The 19,787-nt window shown below is 67.9% G+C and carries 17 protein-coding genes; 6 read left to right on the forward strand and 11 right to left on the reverse strand.

The genetic code is table 11. The features are described 5' to 3' along the window. Positions 1-633 (forward strand): HNH endonuclease signature motif containing protein (locus tag VGP60_RS17175; protein ID WP_327549015.1); only part of this gene is annotated, 633 nt, incomplete at its 5' end. Between the two features lie 205 nt (positions 634-838). Here VGP60_RS17175 and VGP60_RS17180 read toward each other — a convergent pair. Continuing rightward, positions 839-1,513, reverse strand: coding sequence for a response regulator (locus VGP60_RS17180; protein WP_327549016.1), 675 nt, complete (start codon positions 1,511-1,513; stop codon positions 839-841). After that, positions 1,510-3,126 carry a sensor histidine kinase gene (locus tag VGP60_RS17185; protein WP_327549085.1) on the reverse strand — a complete coding sequence of 539 codons (1,617 nt, stop codon included), beginning with the start codon at positions 3,124-3,126 and terminating at the stop codon, positions 1,510-1,512. The genes VGP60_RS17180 and VGP60_RS17185 overlap by 4 nt, the downstream gene beginning before the upstream one ends. Positions 3,127-3,312: 186 nt before the next feature. Here VGP60_RS17185 and VGP60_RS17190 point away from each other — a divergent pair, with 186 nt between their 5' ends. Continuing rightward, positions 3,313-4,632, forward strand: a complete 1,320-nt coding sequence (locus VGP60_RS17190) for a cation:dicarboxylate symporter family transporter (RefSeq protein ID WP_327549086.1) — start codon at positions 3,313-3,315, stop codon at positions 4,630-4,632. A gap of 118 nt (positions 4,633-4,750) precedes the next feature. On the opposite strand, the gene VGP60_RS17195 is transcribed toward VGP60_RS17190, so the two are convergent. From VGP60_RS17195 to VGP60_RS17210, 4 genes are all read right to left on the reverse strand, one after another. Continuing rightward, positions 4,751-5,197: a polyketide cyclase gene (locus VGP60_RS17195; protein WP_327549017.1), complete on the reverse strand. Its 447-nt coding sequence runs from the start codon at positions 5,195-5,197 to the stop codon at positions 4,751-4,753. 7 nt (positions 5,198-5,204) lie between these two features. Beyond that, positions 5,205-5,948, reverse strand: coding sequence for a zf-HC2 domain-containing protein (locus tag VGP60_RS17200; RefSeq protein ID WP_327549018.1), 744 nt, complete (start codon positions 5,946-5,948; stop codon positions 5,205-5,207). Next, positions 5,945-6,484, reverse strand: a complete 540-nt coding sequence (locus tag VGP60_RS17205; RefSeq protein WP_327549019.1) for a sigma-70 family RNA polymerase sigma factor — start codon at positions 6,482-6,484, stop codon at positions 5,945-5,947. Before VGP60_RS17205 ends, VGP60_RS17200 begins: the two co-directional genes overlap by 4 nt. 147 nt (positions 6,485-6,631) lie before the next feature. Next, the gene (locus tag VGP60_RS17210; RefSeq protein ID WP_327549020.1) at positions 6,632-7,168 is read right to left on the reverse strand and encodes a hypothetical protein; all 537 of its coding nucleotides are present in this window, start codon (positions 7,166-7,168) and stop codon (positions 6,632-6,634) included. A gap of 224 nt (positions 7,169-7,392) precedes the next feature. Between VGP60_RS17210 and VGP60_RS17215 the strand changes: the two genes are divergently transcribed. After that, entirely contained in the window at positions 7,393-9,105 is a 1,713-nt protein-coding gene (locus tag VGP60_RS17215; RefSeq protein WP_327549021.1) for a PHP domain-containing protein, read from the forward strand. Next, a complete protein-coding gene (locus VGP60_RS17220; protein WP_327549022.1) occupies positions 9,102-9,674 on the forward strand; it encodes a hypothetical protein in 573 nt (190 codons plus the stop codon). Before VGP60_RS17215 ends, VGP60_RS17220 begins: the two co-directional genes overlap by 4 nt. A gap of 76 nt (positions 9,675-9,750) precedes the next feature. Here VGP60_RS17220 and uvrA read toward each other — a convergent pair whose 3' ends face one another. Together uvrA and VGP60_RS17230 are read right to left on the reverse strand one after the other, a co-directional pair. After that, positions 9,751-12,606: an excinuclease ABC subunit UvrA gene (gene uvrA, locus VGP60_RS17225; protein ID WP_327549023.1), complete on the reverse strand. Its 2,856-nt coding sequence runs from the start codon at positions 12,604-12,606 to the stop codon at positions 9,751-9,753. 82 nt (positions 12,607-12,688) lie between these two features. Then, positions 12,689-13,885 (reverse strand): acyltransferase, encoded by a 1,197-nt coding sequence (locus VGP60_RS17230; protein ID WP_327549024.1) that lies wholly within the window; start codon positions 13,883-13,885, stop codon positions 12,689-12,691. Positions 13,886-13,992: 107 nt separating this feature from the next. Here VGP60_RS17230 and VGP60_RS17235 point away from each other — a divergent pair, with 107 nt between their 5' ends. Further along, on the forward strand, positions 13,993-14,670 hold the full coding sequence (locus VGP60_RS17235) for an MBL fold metallo-hydrolase (RefSeq protein ID WP_327549025.1): 678 nt from the start codon (positions 13,993-13,995) through the stop codon (positions 14,668-14,670). 140 nt (positions 14,671-14,810) lie between these two features. Here VGP60_RS17235 and VGP60_RS17240 read toward each other — a convergent pair whose 3' ends face one another. Then, on the reverse strand, positions 14,811-15,410 hold the full coding sequence (locus VGP60_RS17240) for a DUF7711 family protein (RefSeq protein WP_327549026.1): 600 nt from the start codon (positions 15,408-15,410) through the stop codon (positions 14,811-14,813). A gap of 249 nt (positions 15,411-15,659) precedes the next feature. Here VGP60_RS17240 and VGP60_RS17245 point away from each other — a divergent pair, with 249 nt between their 5' ends. Continuing rightward, positions 15,660-16,037, forward strand: coding sequence for a hypothetical protein (locus VGP60_RS17245; protein WP_327549027.1), 378 nt, complete (start codon positions 15,660-15,662; stop codon positions 16,035-16,037). Positions 16,038-16,040: 3 nt separating this feature from the next. Here the strand turns inward: VGP60_RS17245 and VGP60_RS17250 are convergent, their stop codons facing one another. Beyond that, a complete protein-coding gene (locus tag VGP60_RS17250) occupies positions 16,041-19,163 on the reverse strand; it encodes a helicase HerA domain-containing protein (RefSeq protein WP_327549028.1) in 3,123 nt (1,040 codons plus the stop codon). Then, positions 19,160-19,780, reverse strand: a complete 621-nt coding sequence (locus VGP60_RS17255; protein ID WP_327549029.1) for a hypothetical protein — start codon at positions 19,778-19,780, stop codon at positions 19,160-19,162. Before VGP60_RS17255 ends, VGP60_RS17250 begins: the two co-directional genes overlap by 4 nt. Between the last annotated feature and the right edge of the window lie 7 nt (positions 19,781-19,787).

Genomic DNA, 19,787 nt, shown 5'->3' on the forward strand with positions numbered 1-19,787 from the left:
ATCGACCCGCTGGCCAAGCCACGCCCGGTCGACGAGTTCGGCCGGGAGGACACCCGCACTCTGGAACAGCGGCGCGGTGATGCCTTCGCCGAGGTCGTGCTGCTGGCGACCAAGTCTCCTGACCGTCCGCTGGTCGGCGGAGACCGGGCCCTGATCATCGTCACGATCAGTCTCGACGAGCTGGAACGCCGGACAGGTGAGGCGTTCATCGACGGCATCGGCTACACCAGCATCGCGCACCTGCGACGCCTCGCCTGCGATGCGAACGTCGTCCCGGCCGTGCTGGGCACCCGCGGCGAGGTGCTGGATCTGGGCCGCGCGCGACGGACCGTGGCCCCGGCACAGTTCCGGGCCCTGGTGACCCGGGATCGGGGCTGCGCCCGACCGGGCTGTCACCGCAGGCCCCGCTACTGCCAGGCACATCACGTGACGGAATGGGCCGACGGCGGCCTGACAGACCTGGGCAACACGGTGCTGCTGTGCCTGTTTCACCATATGGAGGTGCATCACGGTGGGTGGTCGATCCGGATGGTGCACGGGATCCCGGAGTTCATCCCGCCGAAGTGGCTGGATCAGGAACAGGTCCCGATCCGCAACCTCGCCCATGTTCTCCCCCATGAGCAGGCCGCCTGACCGCGATGACCTTGACCGTCATCGCGGCCAGCGGCCTGCCCGGGACCTCAACCAGAGTCACCCCAAGCACTAAGCGCTGGAAGTGCGGCGGCGTCACCACCGGCGGCGGGGTGAGCAGAGGTTCCATGCCGGATGGGTGTTTTCGCTGCCGCAAGCCTCACCAAGGTAATGCGGGGAGCGAAAACCACCCCCAAAGCCGAAACCACTAAATCTTAGGCCGGTACCAGACTTCAGGGCGGCCGACCTGGCCGTAGCGGGGTTCGCGTTGCGCCAAACCGTTGTCCGCCAAGTACTCCAGGTAACGCCGGGCCGTGACGCGCGCGGCTCCGATGACGGTCGCGGCAGCACCGGCGGACAAGCCTTCGGGGGCGGCGGCCAGCGCCTCGGTGATCGCTTCGAGCGTCTGGACACTCATCCCTTTGGGCAGCGACTGCTGATCCGACGTCCGCAGCGCGGCGAACGCCCGGTCGATCGCGGCCTGCCCGGTGGCCTCCCCCGCCTGCCCGACGCTCTGCCGGAACTCCGCGTACCGCTCCAGTTTTTCGCGCAGTGAAGCGAAAGTGAACGGCTTCAGCAGATACTGGACGACGCCGACCGACACCGCCGCCTTCACCACGGCCAGGTCCCGCGCCGAGGTCACCGCGATCACGTCGACCGGGTTGCCCGCCGCGCGCAACGACCGGCACACCGCGAGACCGTGCGTGTCGGGCAGATAGAAGTCGAGCAGCACGAGGTCGACGGACTCCCGCTCGCAGAACCGCAGCGCGTCCCCGCCCGAGTGCACCACCCCGGCGACGGTGAACCCGGCTATGCGCTCGACGTACACCCGGTGCGCCTCCGCGGCCACCGGTTCGTCCTCCACCACGAGCACCCTGATCATCGGCCGCCTCCTCGCCGCAGCGGCAGCCGCACGGTGAACACCGCGCCGACGTCGCGCCCGACTTCGATGGTGCCGCCGTAACGCCGCACGGCTTGCCCGACCAGTGCCAACCCCAGGCCGTGCCCGACGGGACTGTCGGCGGGTTTCGTGGACCAGCCGCGCTGGAAGACCTCGGACACCGAGTCATCCGGCAGTCCCCGGCCGGTGTCGGCGACCCGCAGGAACAGTTCGCCATCGCCGGTGCGTGCGGTGACGGTGACGCGCGGGCGTCCGTCGCGCTCCCCAGCGCCTTCGATCGCCGCGTCGAGCCCGTTGTCGATGAGGTTGCCGAGGATCGTGACGAGGTCCCGCGCGGAGACGCCACTGTCGACGTCGTCGATCGCGGTGTCCGGGGTCAGTGTCAGCTCAGCACCGCGTTCGCTCGCCTCGGCCGCTTTCCCCAGCAACAACGCCGCCAGCACCGGCTCGGAAACAGCGCCGACGACCCTGTCCGTGAGCTGCTGTGCGATCTCCAGTTCCGCGGTCGCGAATTCGACGGCCTGTTCGGCTTTCCCGATCTCCACGAGCGAAACGACGGTGTGCAACCGGTTCGCGGCTTCATGCGCCTGGGAACGCAGGGATTCGGCGAAGCCGCGGACGGTGTTCAGTTCACCGGTCAGCGTCTGCAGTTCGGTGTGGTCCCGCAGGGTCACCACCGTGCCCATCGCGCGATCACGGGACCGCACCGGGCCGGTGTTGACCACCAGTACGCGATTTTCCGTCACGTGGATCTCGTCGGAGCGCGGTTCGGCGGCGGTGAAGGCCACCTCCAGCTCGGGCGGCAGGCCCAGTTCGGCGACCGGCGTGCCCACCAAGTCCGCTGTGGATCCGAGCAGTTCCCTCGCGCCGTCGTTGCACAGCGCGACCCGGCCGTCACGGTCGATCAGCACGACGCCTTCACGGACGGCGTGCAGCACCGCTTCGTGGTACTCGAACATGCTGCTCAGTTCCGCCGGAGCCACACCCCGCGTCTGACGTCGTAGCCGCGCGCTCACCAGGAGGCTGCCCGCGAACCCGACGACCAGCACCGAACCGGCGACGGCGAACAACGTCCACAGCCGTTCGCGGAGCTCCGCGGAGATCGCGTCGACCTTGATCCCGACCGCCACCATCGCCACCACGCGGCGCTGGGCGTCGAACACCGGCACCACAGCACGTTCCGACGGCCCGAGCGTGCCGGTGTAGGTCTCGATGAGCCTCTCGCCCGCCAGCGCCTGCGCGGTGCTGCCGAGGAACCGCTGGCCGATCAGCGTCGGGGTCGGGTGGGTGAACCGCACGCCGTCGGTGTTCATGATGGTGACGAAATCGATCTTCGTGTCCTTGCGGACTTCCTCCGCGAACGGCTGGAGCGACGCACTCGGGTCCGGTGTGGACAGTGCCGCCAGCAGGCTCGGGGAATCGGCGACCGTGGTCGCGATCGCGGCGACCTGATCGCGCGCCCGGTTGCTGGTGGCGCTGCTCGCGTCGACGTAGGCGAGCACGAAACCGGCGGCGACCAGGGCGCCGACTATCACGACCTGCAGCACGAGTAGCTGCCTGGCCAGGCTCCAGCGGCGGCGCGGCTTCGTCGGCACCCGCCAATACCAGCACACCCGGCCGGGTCCCGGTCGATAGGACACCCGAACCCGTGTACTCAATGAACACAACCGTGACCTGGCTCATACCGACCCGCATAGTCACCCCAACCCAAGGATTCCTTTGAGCTGGAGGCAACGGTGCCTACACCGCAGATTTCGGACGCCCCGCCGCGTCGCGACAAGATGCACTATCTGTACATGGCGGTGATCGCCGCTGTCGTACTCGGCGTCATCGTCGGTTTCGTCGCCCCCGAGTTCGCCAAGGAACTCAAGCCGCTCGGCACCGGGTTCGTCAACCTGATCAAGATGATGATCTCGCCGATCATCTTCTGCACCATCGTGCTCGGCATCGGCTCCGTCGCGAAAGCGGCGAAGGTCGGCAAGGTCGGCATCATGGCGCTCGTCTACTTCATGGTGATGTCGACGTTCGCGCTGGCGATCGGCCTGGTCGTCGGCAACCTGCTGCACCCGGGCGAAGGCCTGCAGCTCAGCGCGTCCGCCGCGGCGAAGGCACAGGAGCAGGCCGAGGGCGCCGCCGGCGGTGTCGAGTTCCTGCTCGGCATCATCCCGACGAGCCTGGTCTCGGCGTTCACCGCAGGCTCGGTCCTGCAGACGCTGCTCGTCGCCGTGCTCGCCGGGTTCGCCCTGCTGAAGCTCGGCAAGGCAGGCAAGCCGATCCTGCGCGGACTGGAGCACATCCAGCGTCTCGTGTTCCGCATCCTCGCGATGATCATGTGGGCCGCCCCGGTGGGCGCGTTCGGCGCGATCGCCGCCGTGGTCGGCGAAACCGGTTGGGGCGCCTTGAAGAGCCTCGCCGTGATCATGATCGGCTTCTACGCAACCTGCCTGGTGTTCGTGTTCGGTGTGCTCGGCACGGTGCTGTGGCTCGGCGCCAGGGTCAACATCCTGAGCCTGCTCAGGTATCTGGCCCGCGAGTTCCTGCTGATCGTGTCGACCTCGTCGTCCGAGTCGGCGCTGCCGCGGCTCATCGCCAAGATGGAGCACCTCGGAGTCAGCAGGCCCGTCGTCGGTATCACCGTCCCGACCGGCTACTCGTTCAACCTCGACGGCACCGCGATCTACCTGACGATGGCGACACTCTTCATCGCGTCGGCACAGGGCAGCCCGCTGGGCATCGGCGAGCAGATCTCCTTGCTGCTCTTCATGATCATCGCCGCGAAGGGCGCGGCCGGGGTCAGTGGCGCCGGTATCGCCACCCTCGCGGGCGGGCTGCAGTCGCACCGCCCGGACCTGGTCGACGGCGTCGGCTTCATCCTCGGTATCGACCGGTTCATGTCCGAGGCACGGGCGCTGACGAACTTCGCCGGCAACGCCGTGGCCACCGTCCTGATCGGTTCCTGGACGAAGGAGTTCGACCGGGACCAGGCCGAAGCCGTGTTCGCCGGCCGGGCCCCGTTCGACGAGACCACCCTGATCGACGACCACGAGCCCGCACCCCCGGGTCCGCAGGACGACGAACGGGAAACCGCGGCGGTCCGCTGACGCCGCAACGATGCCGTGGTGCGAGCGAAACCCCCCGTGCGCTCGCACCACGGCGTCGCCTTTGGACCGCCATCTGTCGACAGATGGCGGTCTCTTGGTTTCCAAGGGATCTCGCGGCTCAGGCGGACTTTTCCAGGTGGGTCCGGAGTCCTCGCCTGCCGCGCCGCATCATCAGCGCGTGGTTGGCGCGGAACACCGGGCGTGCCAACGGATCCAGCCGCCGCAGCAGCGGTTTGCACGCGACCACCTCCTGGGTGATCTCCAAGCGTGTTTCCTCGCCGGACCCGAGAACGAGTCCGGCGAGGAAGCCCTCAAGGTCGCCGCTGAGCTTGACGCGCAGCCGCCCGGCCCGCTCGTCCTGCTCGACGCGATGCATCCTGAGGACCAGCCGGTACGGCAGAGCCGCCCGGCAGATCAGTTCGGCCGTCTCGGCGTCGATCTGGCTCACCGATCGCACATCCGCCCACCAGACCGGATACGTCGCCAGATCGACGACCGCGTCGAAGACCACCTTCGGCGCGGCCGCGATCAGCCACGTGTTCCGGAACCGGTAGGAGCCACTCACCCCTGGCTCACACCGAGGCCGTGACGAGCTTCCGGCCGTCGAGTGTCACGACCTGGACCGACTGCACGTCATCCGGCGCGACCAATGCCGTGCCGTCGATCCCGGTGCCTTCCTTCTCACCCTTGGCCGACACCACCCAGCTACCGGCCTCGACCTGCTCGCCGTTTTTCGAGACGACGATCAGCTTGCACTTCTCGCCTTCCTTGATGCCCTGCACCGCGAGATGCACCTTGACCCAGCCGGCCGCGGGTGTGACCGTGGCCGCCAGGCGGGCACCTGTCCTCGCGTCGCTGCCTTCGATATTGCGGGTGCCGGCCACCGGTGTCGACGCCGAACTCGTCGCCGGTGGCGGTGTCGGCAGTCCACCGGCGGTGACGTCCGGAGCCGTTTGCCTGCCAAGGAAGATTCCCGCGCCCAGCGTCACGACGACGACCGCGGCCGCACCGGCGATCGCGAACAGCCGTGGCCGGCTCTGGGTCTGCGTCTGGGTCCTGAACTGCTGGGGCTGTTCCGCCCGCACCGCGCGGAGCGTGCGCTGAAGAAGCATGTCGCCGCCGTCGGGCGGCCCGTCGAGGAAGGCCTCGGGCGGGATCTCGTCGAGGTCGTCGCGGAGCACGCTCAGCTCGTCGACTTCCTGCCGGCACGACGGGCAGGTGGCGAGGTGTGCTTCGAACTCGGCCGCCTCGCCGGCTTCGAGCGCACCGAGGACGTAGGCGCCCAGTTGCGCTTGGTCGTGATCAACGGCGCTCATCGAGCCACCTCCGTTCCTTTGGTCGACATCGTGGCTCTCAGCGCACGCAAGCCGTAGTAACACCTTGATTTCACGGTACCCGGCGCGACGCCCAAAGCCTCGGCGGTTTCCGCGACCGTCTTGCCGCCGTAGTAGATCTCCACCAGCACTTCACGGTGCTCCGGGGACAGGCTGTCCATGGCGCCGAGCACCGTCATCGAATCGACGACCGTCTGCGCGTGGTCGCGCTGGATGGCCGGGGATTCGGCGGGTTCCTCGACTTCCTGCGGCCGCGAAGCCCGCGCCCGGACCTTGTCCGTGATGATGTTCCGCGCCACGGTCAGCAACCAGCCGCGGACCGAGCCCTTACCGTTTTCGAGGTCGTCGGCGTGTTTCCACGCTCGAACCAAAGTCTCCTGGACGACATCCTCGGCAGCGGCACGATCACCGGTGAGCCTGGTCGCGTATGCGAGCAAGCTCCGTCCGTGCTCTTCGTACAAGTGCCGGATCAGGTCTTCGCCCTTGGCCCGCTTGGGCCGCCAGCCGCCGATCGCCACCCGGGTCCTCTCGCCTGTGTGCTTGGTCGGCGAGGACGTTACTGCAAGACGGATGGCGAACGTCGATCGATGGCCCTCAAGTGCAGCCGCTGATGTACTCATCGGCACCTCACCCCCTGGGAGTCACGCTGCGGACTTCGGTGGCGTTCAGTAGCCGTAACCACCACTGCCCGTATCCGCCGTTGCGGAACTCGGCGGCGTCGCCGTCTGACCTGCCTTTCCGCCGTCCGGCTTCGCGGCGAACCAGGTGCCCTGGACACCCTGGCCGTTGGCCTGGCCCGGGGCGGTGTCTTTCACGTACTCGTACAACGGCCGGCCGTCGAGCGTGACCTGCTTGGTGCCGTCCTTGCGGGTGACTTCGCCGATGAGGCTCTTGTCGATGCCCTGGACGGAAGTGGCGGAGTCGGCGAGGACCGGCGGCCACAGTGCGGCGCACTGGCCATCGCAGTTGGAGACCGATGGGTTCACGGTGTCGTCGTCGAAGCGGTACAGCGTCTTGCCGTCCGCGCCGGTGACCACGTTGCCGAGGTCGCCGACCATGGTGGCCGCCAGTCCGGCGCCACCGCCCGCCGCCTGCTTCGGGGCGGCCGCGGAGGTACCGGAATCGCCAGCGCCACATGCGGAGAGCAGGGCCAGGCCGGTCAGGGCCGTGGCGGAAACAAGGGCGAAGCGGACGCGGATCATCGAAACCTCCTACTGAGGAGCCTCCGCAATGGATAGCGACGACCTCCTGATACCTAGAACACGGACGGCCCGCCGGACTGGTTCATCAGGTTCCGAAGGTTTTTTGTGACGGCCAACGGTCACCTCCGCGCCGCACGTAGTCGGCCGGGGATACCTCGGTTGTTCACCCGCTCGGTCGAAGCTTGCGCGGCTATCCCCGGTCAGGCCAGCGAGGAGCTCCATTCATGGGTCATCACCACCACGGCGATCACCACCACCATCACCATCACGACGACCAGGCGGTCGAACTGCCGCCGACGCTGGACACCGCGGTGCACGACGAGGAGCTGAGCCCGGCGGAACTGTCACGGCGCTCGATGTTCCGCCGGACGGGCCTGCTCGGTGCCGGTCTGGGTGCCGCGGGTGTGCTCAGCGGCACGGCGACCGCGGCCGCGACGGGCGGATCGCAGGGCAGGCCTCCCGCCGAGCAGCGCCCCGGCAAGCTGCAATGGCTCGCCGGTGACCACCACATCCACACGCAGTACAGCGACGACGGCAAGTACCGCGTCATCGACCAGGCCCGGCACGCCAACGCCTACGGCCTCGACTGGATGGTCGTCACCGACCACGGCACCATCACGCACGCCAAGATCGGCGTCGAGAAGGTCAACCCGGACATCGTCGCGGCCCGCCGGGAGATCCCGAGCACGCTCGTGTTCCAGGGCCTGGAGTGGAACATCCCCGGCGCCGAGCACGGGACGGTGTTCGTGCACCCGGGCGGGAACGAGGTGTCCACCCTCAAGGAGTTCGAGAACGCCTTCGACGAGCGGGGCAAGAACCCGGACGACGGTGTCCCCGCCAATGAGGCTCTGGCCATCGCCGGGATCAACTTCCTGGCCGACGCCGTCCGCCGGAACAAGGTGCGCGACGCGCTGTTCCTGGCCAACCACCCGGCCCGCCGGGGCATCGACTCACCCCACGAGATCCGCGGCTGGCGTGACGCGCAGCCCCGCATCGCCGTCGGCATGGAGGGCGCGCCGGGTCACCAGGCCGGTGGCATCAAGACGCCGTTCGGCATGGGCAAGGCCCGCGGGCTCTACGACAACAACCCGAGCGCGGCGTCGTTCCCCGGCTACCCGTTGGAGAGCTACCGCACCTACGGCGGTTTCGACTGGATGACGTCGACCGTCGGCGGGCTGTGGGACAGCCTGCTCGCCGAGGGCAAGCCGTGGTGGATCACCGCCAACTCCGACTCGCACAACATCATCGGCGACGTCGCCACGCGGGGGCCGGACAGCAACTTCGAGGCCAACGGCCGGTACAACGACCCGGTCTACGGCGGCTCGCCGGACTTCGGCGTCGGCGACTTCTGGCCCGGCTACTACAGCCGGACCCATGTCGGCGCCACCGGTTTCGCCTACGCCGCGGTGATGGACGGGATCCGCGCCGGCCGCGTCTGGGTCGACCACGGCGGCCTGATCAGCGGCCTGGACCTGCAACTGCGCACGGCCGACCGCTGGCACCAGTCCAGCACCACGATCGGCGGGGTCCTGCACGCGCGGCGCGGCACGCCCGTCGAGCTCGTCATCACCGTCGACCTGGCGAACAACCCCAACTGGGCGCAGTACCTGCCGGTGCTGGCGCGGCTCGACGTGATCCAGGGTTCGGTGACCGGCGCGGCCGCCGACCGCGACACCTTCACCACACCGAAGACGAAGGTCGTCAAGTCGTTCGAGGTCGGCAAGTCCACCGGGACGGTGACGTTCACCTACTCGCTGGGCGCGCTAGACAAGCCGGTCTACGTGCGGGTGCGCGGCACCGACGGCAACCGCACCGCGCCGGGCCTGCTCGGCGCGGCGGTCGACCCGTCGGGCCCCGCGCTCGACGTCATCGGCGACGCCGACCCGTGGAAGGACCTCTGGTTCTACAGCAACCCGATCTGGGCCCTGCCGGTATGACCGCGGTGTTCGGGCTCGACGCGGGTTCGGGCAGCCTGCGCGACGCCGACCACCTGATCCAGGAACAGCGGGACCGGCTCGGTCTGCCGCCGGAGACGATCGCGTGCACGCATTTCGTGCGGGCGGCCAGGCCGCACGTGGCGGTGTCGTTCCAGCTCCCGCCGGGCTTCTCTCCCGACGCTTGGTGGGAACCGCTCAGCGCGCTGGGCGTCGGGGTTTCCTGGGAGGGACGGCGGACCGGGCCGGTGGAGCTTTCCACGGGCGCGGCCGACGCGGCCGCCGAACTGGCGGGCAAGCAGGGCGGCCGGGCTGTGGTCTATCCGGGCGTGGACCGGCTTGTCGGCGAAGTCACCGTCGGGCAACTGCTCGACGAGTCGGCCATCGACCGGGTCGTCGTACTGGCCGGGCAGGGCGAACCCGCACCGGAAGCCGTGGTGCACACGCGTGACCACGTGCGGCCGGAGTGGCGGGACGGGCAGCTGACGCTGATGACGGCTCCGGCTCCCGACGGCGCTTTCGTGCCGTTCGAGGTGCCGGACCCGACGCCCTGCTGCGCCGACCACGGCTGACCGCTCGTGAGTGGCTACGAGGGTTAGAACACTCGTAGCCACTCACGAGCCACCCACCCGGCCGCCCGTTACTGCTCTACTTGAGCACCTCTTTGAGGAACTGCCCGGTGTAGCTCTCCTCGACCGACGCCACGAACTCCGGCGTCCCGTCGGCGACCAGCATGCCGCCACCGGAACCACCCTCGGGACCCATGTCGATGACCCAGTCCGAGGTCTTGATGACGTCGAGGTTGTGCTCGATCACGATCACCGAGTTCCCCTTGTCCACCAAGCCGTTGATCACGCCGAGCAGCTTGCGGATGTCCTCGAAGTGCAGCCCCGTGGTCGGCTCGTCGAGCACGTAGACCGTCTTGCCGGTCGACCGCTTCTGCAGCTCGCTGGCGAGCTTCACGCGCTGCGCCTCACCACCGGAGAGCGTGGGCGCGGGCTGCCCGAGCCGCACGTAGCCGAGGCCGACGTCGACGAGGGTCGCCAGGTGCCGGTGGATCGCCTTGATCGGCTCGAAGAACTCGGCCGCCTCCTCGATCGGCATGTCGAGGATGTCCGACACGGTTTTGCCCTTGTAGTGCACCTCAAGGGTTTCCCGGTTGTACCGCGCGCCCTTGCAGACCTCGCACGGCACGTAGACGTCCGGCAGGAAGTTCATCTCGATCTTGATCGTGCCGTCACCGGTGCACGCCTCGCAACGGCCGCCCTTGACGTTGAACGAGAACCGGCCCGGCTGGTAACCGCGGACCTTCGCCTCGACCGTGGACGCGAACAGCTTGCGCACGTGATCCCACACGCCGGTGTACGTCGCCGGGTTGGACCGTGGGGTGCGCCCGATCGGGCCCTGGTCGACGCGGACGAGCTTGTCGACCTCCTCGAGTCCCTTGATCCTGGTGTGCCTGCCCGGCACCTGACGCGCGCCGTTGAGTTTGTTCGCCAGCACTGTGCCGAGGATGTCGTTGACCAGCGTCGACTTCCCGGAACCGGAAACCCCGGTGACCGAGACGAGACAGCCCAGCGGGAACGACACGTCGATCCCGCGCAGGTTGTGCTCGCGCGCGCCGACGACGGTCAGCATGCGCTTCTTGTCGATCGGGCGGCGCTCTTCCGGGATCGGGATGAACCGGCGGCCGGACAGGTAATCCCCGGTGAGGGATTCCTTGTTGCGCAACAGCTTCTTGAACGGCCCGCTGTGCACGATGTACCCGCCGTGCTCACCGGCGCCGGGGCCGATGTCGACCACCCAGTCGCTGCTGCGGATGGTGTCCTCGTCGTGCTCGACGACGATCAGCGTGTTGCCGAGGTCCCGCAGCCGGACGAGCGTCTCGATCAGGCGGTGGTTGTCGCGCTGGTGCAGCCCGATGGACGGCTCGTCGAGCACGTACAGCACACCCACGAGACCCGACCCGATCTGCGTGGCGAGCCGGATGCGCTGCGCCTCGCCACCGGAGAGCGTTCCCGACGCCCGATCCAGCGACAGGTACGTGAGGCCGACGTCGAGCAGAAAGCGCAGCCGCGCCTGGATCTCCTTGAGCACCGCGCCCGCGATCATCGCGTCACGCTGGTTGAGCACGAGGTCGTCGAGGAACTCCGACGCCTCCGAGATGGAGAGCGCGCAGACCTCGGCGATCGAGCGGTCGCCCCGGGTGTTGTGCTCGAGGGTGACCGCGAGGATCTCCGGCTTGAGCCGAGTGCCCTGGCACGCCGGGCACGGGACCTCCCGCATGTAGCCCTCGTAGCGCTCCCGCATCTGCTCGGACTCGGTCTGCTCCTGGCGGCGCTCCAGGAACGGGATCACGCCCTCGAAGTTCGCGTAGTACGAACGTGTCCGGCCGTAGCGGTTCTTGTAGCGGACGTGGACCTGCTCGTCGACACCGTGCAGGACGGCCTTCTGGATCTTCGCCGGCAACCGACGCCACGGCGTGTCCATCCGGAAGCCCATGGCCTCGGAAAGCGATTCGAGCAGACGCTGGAAGTAGTCCGCCGTCTGCCCGCCGGCCCACGGCGCGATGGCCCCGCCGCCGAGCGTCTGCTCGTCGTCCGGGACGACCAGCTCCGGGTCGACCTCCTTGCGGATGCCGAGCCCGGTGCACTCCGGGCAGGCGCCGTACGGCGAGTTGAACGAGAACGACCTCGGCTCGAGATCCTCGATTGCCAGCGGGTGTCCGTTGGGGCAGGCGAGGTTCTCCGAGAAGCCGCGCACGCGGTGCGGGTCGTTCTCGGGGAGGTCCACGAAGTCGAGCTCGACCATGCCGTCGGCCAGGCCGAGCGCGGTCTCGATGGAGTCGGTGAGCCGCTGCTTCGAGCTCGCCTTGACCGCCAGCCTGTCGATGACGACGGCGATCTGGTGCTTCTCCTGCTTCTTCAGCTTCGGCGGGTCGGTCAGCGCGTGGACCGTGCCGTCGATGAGCGCACGGGCGTACCCCTGCTGCTGCAGGTTCGAGAAGAGGTCGACGTACTCCCCCTTGCGGCCGCGCACGACCGGGGCGAGCACCTGGAAGCGGGTGCCCTCCTCCATCTCGAGCACCTGGTCCACGATCTGCTGCGGGGTCTGCTTGCTGATCCGCTCGCCACACGTGGGGCAGTGCGCCTTGCCGGCGCGCGCGTACAGCAGCCGCAGGTAGTCGTAGACCTCGGTGATCGTGCCGACCGTCGAACGCGGGTTGCGCGAGGTGGACTTCTGGTCGATCGACACCGCCGGCGAAAGCCCCTCGATGAAGTCGACGTCGGGCTTGTCCATCTGTCCGAGGAACTGGCGCGCGTACGCGGACAGCGACTCGACGTACCGGCGCTGCCCTTCCGCGAAGATGGTGTCGAACGCCAGGCTCGACTTGCCGGACCCGGACAGGCCGGTGAAAACGATGAGGCTGTCCCGCGGCAGGTCGATGTCGACACCGCGGAGGTTGTGCTCGCGGGCGCCGCGAACAACGAGGCGATCAGCCACGCCAGGTCCCTTCAGATCTATTCATACTTCTACCTGGTCTACGAATGCCTCGGAAGCAGCTAGACCCCCGGGCCCCACCATGCTAAGTCGGACCACCGACAGAAACCGGAGACGTCCCGGCCGGGGGCGCCTCCACCTGCTCTTTCAACGCCGGCGACGGCGCTTTTACTTCCCGAAACCCGGCCAGCCGGCGATGGACGGGACGCTCCACCAGCACCGTCAGGAGCCATCCCGCGAGCACCGCGGCGACCAAGACTATGGGCAGCCGCTCCCACCCCGTGGCCCCGGCGCCGAGCAGGACCCGCGCCAGGATGTAGCCGAGCTCCTGATGGACCAGATAGACACCGTAAGAGATGCCCGCGAGCCAGCTGATGACCGGGGTCAACCGGCGCAGCCATGGCAGGTCCCAGTCCGGCCCCTTCGCCGCCGCGCAGAGGGCGAGCAACATCACCGCGAATCCCACGATCGAGGGAACCCTGGCCGCGTCCACCGGCAGCGCGTAGTGCAGCGGATACATGTTCAGATCCTGCGCGGCCACCGTCGCGACCAGCAACAGCGCCAGGTGCCAGTGCCGCAGCCGCCCCTTCGCCCACAACCAGACCGCTATCCCGATCGCGAACGAGTGCACCCGGTGCAGCCCGAGGCCGAAGATCATGGTGACCGCCCAGTCGGGGGTGTCCAGCGGCTGGAAGACGACGAACCGGATCAGCAACGGTCCGACGATGAGCGCCCAGATCACCGCCACGACCACGAAATCCGTCCGCCACCGCCGGGGCCACAGCAGAGCGGCCGCGGTGAACGCCATGATCTGCACCGGCAGTGTCCAGTAGGACCCGTCGAGCCACTGGAAATCCGTCGACCAGCTCTGGATCATGGCGAGGTTCGCGAACAGGTCGACCACCGACGGCTCGTACCACGGCGGGGCGTCGGGAAGGTTCTGCCGGTTGAACCACGCGGCCGCGAACCGCATGACGACGTAGGTGAGCACCACGGCCACGAAGTACGCGGGCAGCAGCCGGGCGACCTTCTTCCACAGCCACCGCCCCGGCTTTCCCTTGCGCAGGCTCGCGCACACGAAATACGCGGAGACCACGAGGAGGATCGAGGCGCCGTACTGCGCGTCGACGCTGAAGGGATACCCCGCGAGCTCGGGGTGCTGAATCCTCGACTGGTGCGTGATGTGCCCGAGCATCACCGAAAGCAACGCGACGACCCGGATGATGTCCCAGCTGATCCGCCTGGTCGTGCGCTGCCCGGCGGGCGAAGGGGGATTCGGCACTATCGTCCTGGGGCTCGGAGCGTCGGGAGTTCCGAGAGTACGTGGCCAAGCTGTGACCAACTTGTGCGGGTGGAACTGGCCGGAGCTACGCGACTACCGTATGAGAGGTGAACGTCGTTGAGGAATACACGGGCCACGTCGAGCCGGGCGGCGATGCCGCACGCCGCACCCTGGCCGCGCTGACCATCACGAAACTGTCCGTCGGCCCGATGGACAACAACGCCTATCTGCTCGTGTGCCGCGAGACCAACGAAGCACTGTTGATCGACGCCGCGAACGACCCCGAACGCATCTCGGACCTGATCGGCCACGGCGCCGATCGTCCCGCCTTGCGCACCGTCGTGACCACCCACCAGCACGCCGACCACTGGCAGGCACTGGGCGCCGTCGCCGGCGCGAACGGCTCGAACACCGCCGCCCACCCCCTGGACGCCGAGCCCCTGCCGATCCCGCCGGACTTCCTGGTGGAGCACGGGGATTCGCTGAAGGCGGGCACCTGTGCACTCGAGGTTATCCACCTTCGCGGGCACACCCCGGGGTCGATCGCCCTGCTGTACCGGGATCCCGAAGGCCACGGCCACCTGTTCACCGGCGACTCGCTGTTCCCCGGCGGTGTCGGCAAGACCGGCTCGCCGGAACTGTTCACGTCACTGCTGGACGACGTCTCGGAACGGCTCTTCGACGCGCTGCCCGACGACACCTGGGTCTACCCGGGCCACGGCGACGACACCACGCTGGGCGCCGAAAAGCCGAAACTCGCCGAATGGCGCGAACGCGGCTGGTAGGTGCGGCAAATACACTGCAAAAAGGTGTATTCAGTTGCACAAGCGAGGGACTCATCAGGATCCCGCGGTGGCACGGTATGCCGAGTTCAGCCGGCTAGGCCGTGTCCTGTAAGTCTCGCTCGCGGTCTCCGCGCCCAGACTCACAGGACACGACCTAAGCCGTCCAGCAGGTCGACATAGCCGTTGCTGGCTTCCCCAAGCTCATCGGCGACCGCGGTGAACTTGCCCGGCGACCATCTGCGGTCTTCGTATGCCCGGGTCCGCTCGCGCAGCGCACCCAAACTGACCGCGAGATCGTCTTCGAGCCGGGCACGAAATTCGTCAGGCGCCGGAGCTGAAATCCGGACTTCCTCACCTCGCCCTTCGCTCAGCGCCTGCAGCGCGTCCGCATCGAGGCCGGTCCGCCGGTCCCAAAAGAGCGCAGGCCGGCTGAGGTAATGGTTCCAAACCGGCGCCTGCGCCGATCGCCACAGAGTGACAATAGGATGCTTCGCGGCCCGGGTGAAATTCTCCCAGTGTTCGGAGCCGTTCGGCTTGACCAGCCACGGCACGTCCTCGACGGGAAGATCGACGACAACTGCCACCGTCACCCACTCGATGTCGCGTGGCATGCCGAGAATCTCTTGCGCCGCCCAGAGTTGGGTGACCGGCAATGCGTACTTCGCCGCTGGTGAGGCGGCAAGGTCACTGCTAGCCTGCGCCAGTTCCCCCAGATTGCGTATCGCGGTCGACCACTTCACCCATCGCAGCCTAGTGTCCTGCACAATGGCGGCGCCCAGATGAACACCCGGCCGGCTTGGCGACCATCCGCACATACAAGCGTTGAAACGGGAGTGAGCTGAAGTACACCCGATCGGAGCTATTTGCGGCCGAGGGCGTTGCGTTTCACCCCGGAGCGGCGAACATGTCTTAACGGATAGGTCGTGAACATGAACGCACTCAGCGCATCCACGAGACGGCTTCGTCTCCCGGCAGCCTTCGCTCTCGCTGTGGGCACCATGCTCGCCGCCTGCTCGCCCGCCGCGGCTCCTGTTCCGCCCCCCACTGTGGCGGCGCCGCCACCCGTCGCACCGCCCGCTCCCTCGCTCACCGAACACAAGGTCGCCGTGTCCGTCTCCGGTGATCCCGGCACGATCTTCCGCGTCCACGGCGAGGTCTTCGGCGACACCGGCGGCGTCGACCTCCCGCCGGCAGGCACCGACTCGGCGGCCTTCACCACCACGAAGTCCGTCAGCCAACTGGACCTCGGCGTCACCGTGGTCGGCGACAACGCCGCCTGTTCGATCACCTTCGACGACCAGCAGATCGCGGCGCCGGTCACCGCGCCGGACGCGACCGCGGCGGTCTGTTCGACGAGGTCGGCGTAGGGCTCATTTCTTCGCCCGGTCCATCACCTCCTCCGAGGTCAATGGGCTCTGCGGGTGATGACTCAGGCAGAACGGCGCACGTACCTTCTGGAAGCCGATGCCTTCGCCGGTGACGTAGAACTCCCCGGGCGGCATCAGGCCCAGATCGGGCAGGTCCCGGCCTTTGTTGCGAGCGAGGTCTTTCGCCGCTTCGATATGGGACGGCGCGTTCTGACGGCCGAAGAACTGGGTGGTCGCGTTGCCGGAGATGCGGTTGTGCACGGCTTTCGGCGCTTGCGTGGCGAGGATCAGGCCGAGGCCATACTTACGGGCTTGGGAAGCGAGCTGGATACTGCTTTCCGTGCTCGCCGTGCGGGTGGTGGAGGGAGCGAGGTCCTGGGCCTCGTCCATTACCAGCAGCCCCCCGAGCGGCCGGTCCACCACAGGATGTCGTTTGACCCAGGCGAACAGTTCCATCTGCAGCCGGTTGACGAAGCTCTGCCTTTCCTCCAGCGAAGACAACCCGTCGAGGCTGACGACCGACACGCGCGCGTTCTTACCCGGAGAAGGGGCTAGCAGCTCACCCGGATCCACGGGATCCGCGGTCTCCCGCAGGAACGGTTCGATGACCTTCGCCGCCCTCAGTGTTTCCGCCAGCTCCGCGGCGATGGTGGTCGCGTTCTGGAGCTCGCTGATCTGCTCCGGCAGGTCGGAGAGGACGTTGATGAGACCGTCCAAGCTCCGGCCGCCCGACTTCCCGTAGTAGGCCAGTGCCGAGGTCAGCACCGCCTTGCCTTTCCTCGCCTTGTCGGTGTTCGCCATGACTCGCGCGCTCGGGGCGAGTGACGCGACGGCTGACTGGACGGCGAAAGTGAAGTCGTCGACGTCGTCCGCCACGCTGGCGAAATCAGGCAGCGGCGGGAAGACAAGCGGCCGTCCGGACGCCTTTCCCGGCGTCCAGATCACCACATCGGTTTCCCGCAGATACCTTTCGGCCTTGGCCTCGTCACCGGCGTTCCAGCCGGTCGGGGCCTGCGGCCACCGGTCGCCGAGCCGGGCGAGGTCGTTGTTGGGGTCGAGCACGATCGAGGAGACACCCAGCAGCGCGCATTCCTCGACCAGCCGTCGGATGAGCACGGTTTTGCCCGAGCCCGACCCGGCGAAGATCACCACGTGCTTGCGGAGTGATGCCAGCGGGACACTCACGGACTTCTGGTCGGCCACCAGCCGTCCCACCGGCACCTGTGGGCCGTCTGACTCCTTGTCGATCACCACCGGCTGAGCGGTCACGGCGGCCTCAACCGTCTCCGCCGTCCCGGCCGGGAGCACCGCGGTGAACAACTCCGTTCCGGTGGCGGGCCTGCGAGCGGCGAGCCAGTCGTGCAGTCCGGCCTGATGCTCCTCGAGCATCTGACGCAGAGCGGCGAACGTCCGGAGGTCGCCCTCGGTGATCGGGACCGAAACGCCGCCCTCCTGCTCGACCTTTCCCAGGTGGTCCTGGGTGACCTCACCAGAGGACCACTGCGTGTTGCGGAGGAGCACCAGCGTGCGGCCCGGAACACCCAGCTTGATCCCCGAGGCCTCCCAAGCCTTGTCCAAGCGATTGAGCGCGGCACGGGCCTTGTCACTGGCGATCGCGCGGAAAGCCCAATGTGCCTCGTCCTCCAGTTCGGCGTCCAGAGTCAGCCGGAGCCGAGCGTGCAGAGCCGCGATTTTTGCTCGATGCAAGGAATCCACCGACCACGTCTGGCGCGTGCCGCGCTCCGCGATCCACGCCGCGAGCCCTGCGGAGAGCAGCGCGGGCATGACCTCGTCTTCGCGGTCCGGGTCGAGAGGCGTGGCAACGTCCGCGGTCCGCTTCAGCTCTTCGAAGCGCGCGTCGAAGGCCGTAAGGTCCACATCGGACACCAGGGGCAGTTCCCCCGACAGTTCACCGGAAAGCGGCGACAGCTCGGCTTCCTCCGCGAAACTGGTCAGCTCGCGCATTTCCCCGCTCCGCAGACAGGCTTCGATGTGCCTGTCGATCCGGTTGAGGACTTCGCGCGGGGTGTACGCCTTGACGTCGTCGAACGCGGACGGCGCCACGGGCCAGGTCGGGTACGGCGGCTTGAAGTCGATCCTCTCGTAGGTCTGGCCCAGCCGGGCCGCGACCAGTTCCCGCCCGACAGCGACGTCGGGGATCCGCGACAGGTTCGGGGAAACGGTGAACCTGTCCGGAACCGAATTCGCCGCCCTGGTCCTGATCAGTTCCCATGACTGCGGCAGACAGGCGACCACGGTCAGCGTCCGGCGGGTTTCGTCGCGGAGCAGCATCAAGCCGTCGGCGATCCGCGCGATCCGCGAATCGACGGATTCGTCGTCGGCCGAGGTCCTGATCTCCTTGGTCGACTTGTTCGACAGCGCGATCAGGGTGTCGATCTGGTCGACGGCGATCACGCTGGGCCCGGTCAACGCGAGCAGCCTCGTCACGTCGGAGACCACGCGCCGGGCGTCGTGCGGTCTCGCCCGGAAGCCCCACTTGTCCCGGTCCCGTTGCGTCAGCTCACCGCTGGACGCCAGGTAGTCGTACCCGACGTTGTTCAGCCGTGGCGCCGTCGAAGCGTAGAGGGCGAGCGCCCTTGCCGTGTCCTGGCAGTCCGACGCCACTCTGCGATCGAGCCGCCGCAGCCCGATGACGAAGTCGTCCAGCAGCTCGGGCGTCAGCGGCGCTTCGCCCGCGAGCGCTTCGACCGCGGCAGCGGGCATCCGTGCGGCAGAGGACAACCGGCGCAGGAAGGTGCCGAGCTGGTCGGCTTCGTGCTCGCCGTCCTCTCGCAGGCCTTGGAGCAGCGCTTCGACCACATTCGGCCAGAAACCACCGCTGTCACCGAGGTTGCTAAGGAAGAAGTACCCGCCCTCGCTCCGCAACCGCTGTCGCACCCAGCCCAGAAGATGGGTCTTCCCCGCGCCGCTACGACCGTTGAGCACCACCCCGGTCGGGCTGGGCCCCTTGCTGTGCAACGCGTCCTGCATACCGCGGGAAATCAGCCGCTGCGCCTCGACGTGCAGGCCAGGAACGTGGACCTGGGCCGGTTTCCATACGTCGTCCTGGGTCAGTGTGGTCGCGAAGTGCAGTTCCGCCAGTACTTTGAGCTCGTCGTCGCTCATGCTTCGCCGATCGAGATCAGATGATTGTCCTCGCCGCCGATGCTGACGGCCGCCGCCCGGTCCTCGGCGGTGAGGGTCCGCTGGTTGGCCTCCGGAATGAGAGTGACCTCCGGCGTGCCGTCCATCCGGCGGAGCACGTCGTCGACCTCGGTCTTCGGTGCGCCGGCCAGGAAGACACGCAGGTCGGTCAGGCTCACCCAGGCCTTGGGTTCGTCCGCCAGCTCCCGGTAGGCGCCGCGGATCCGGCTTTCGAGGTCGAGTGCCGGAGCTTCCGGGCCGAAGAACTCGGCCAAGGAACGTTGGTCGCGCTTGAGTCCTCGCTCGATTCCCTCCAGCACCGCGTAGAGCGCGCGCTCCGCGGAACCCGCTCCTTCGGGAATTTCGGCGGCAAGCTGATCGGAACACCACTTCCAGCCGCGTTCGGTGAGCTCATGGTGGTAGCTGCGGCCGTCAAGCCAGCTCTCGACGAGCTTCTCCTCATTGAGTTTGAGCCGGTCCTTTCCCACGATCGTCAAGTTCCGGCGGGCCTTGAGCTCCGGATTCGACACTTCTTGCGCCTCCACCATCAAGGCGAACAGCGCGGCCCGCTGTGCGACCCCCAGCTTGTGATCCGGCATGGCGCTA

It is taken from the genome of Amycolatopsis sp. (genome assembly GCF_036008905.1).
Lineage (GTDB): Bacteria > Actinomycetota > Actinomycetes > Mycobacteriales > Pseudonocardiaceae > Amycolatopsis.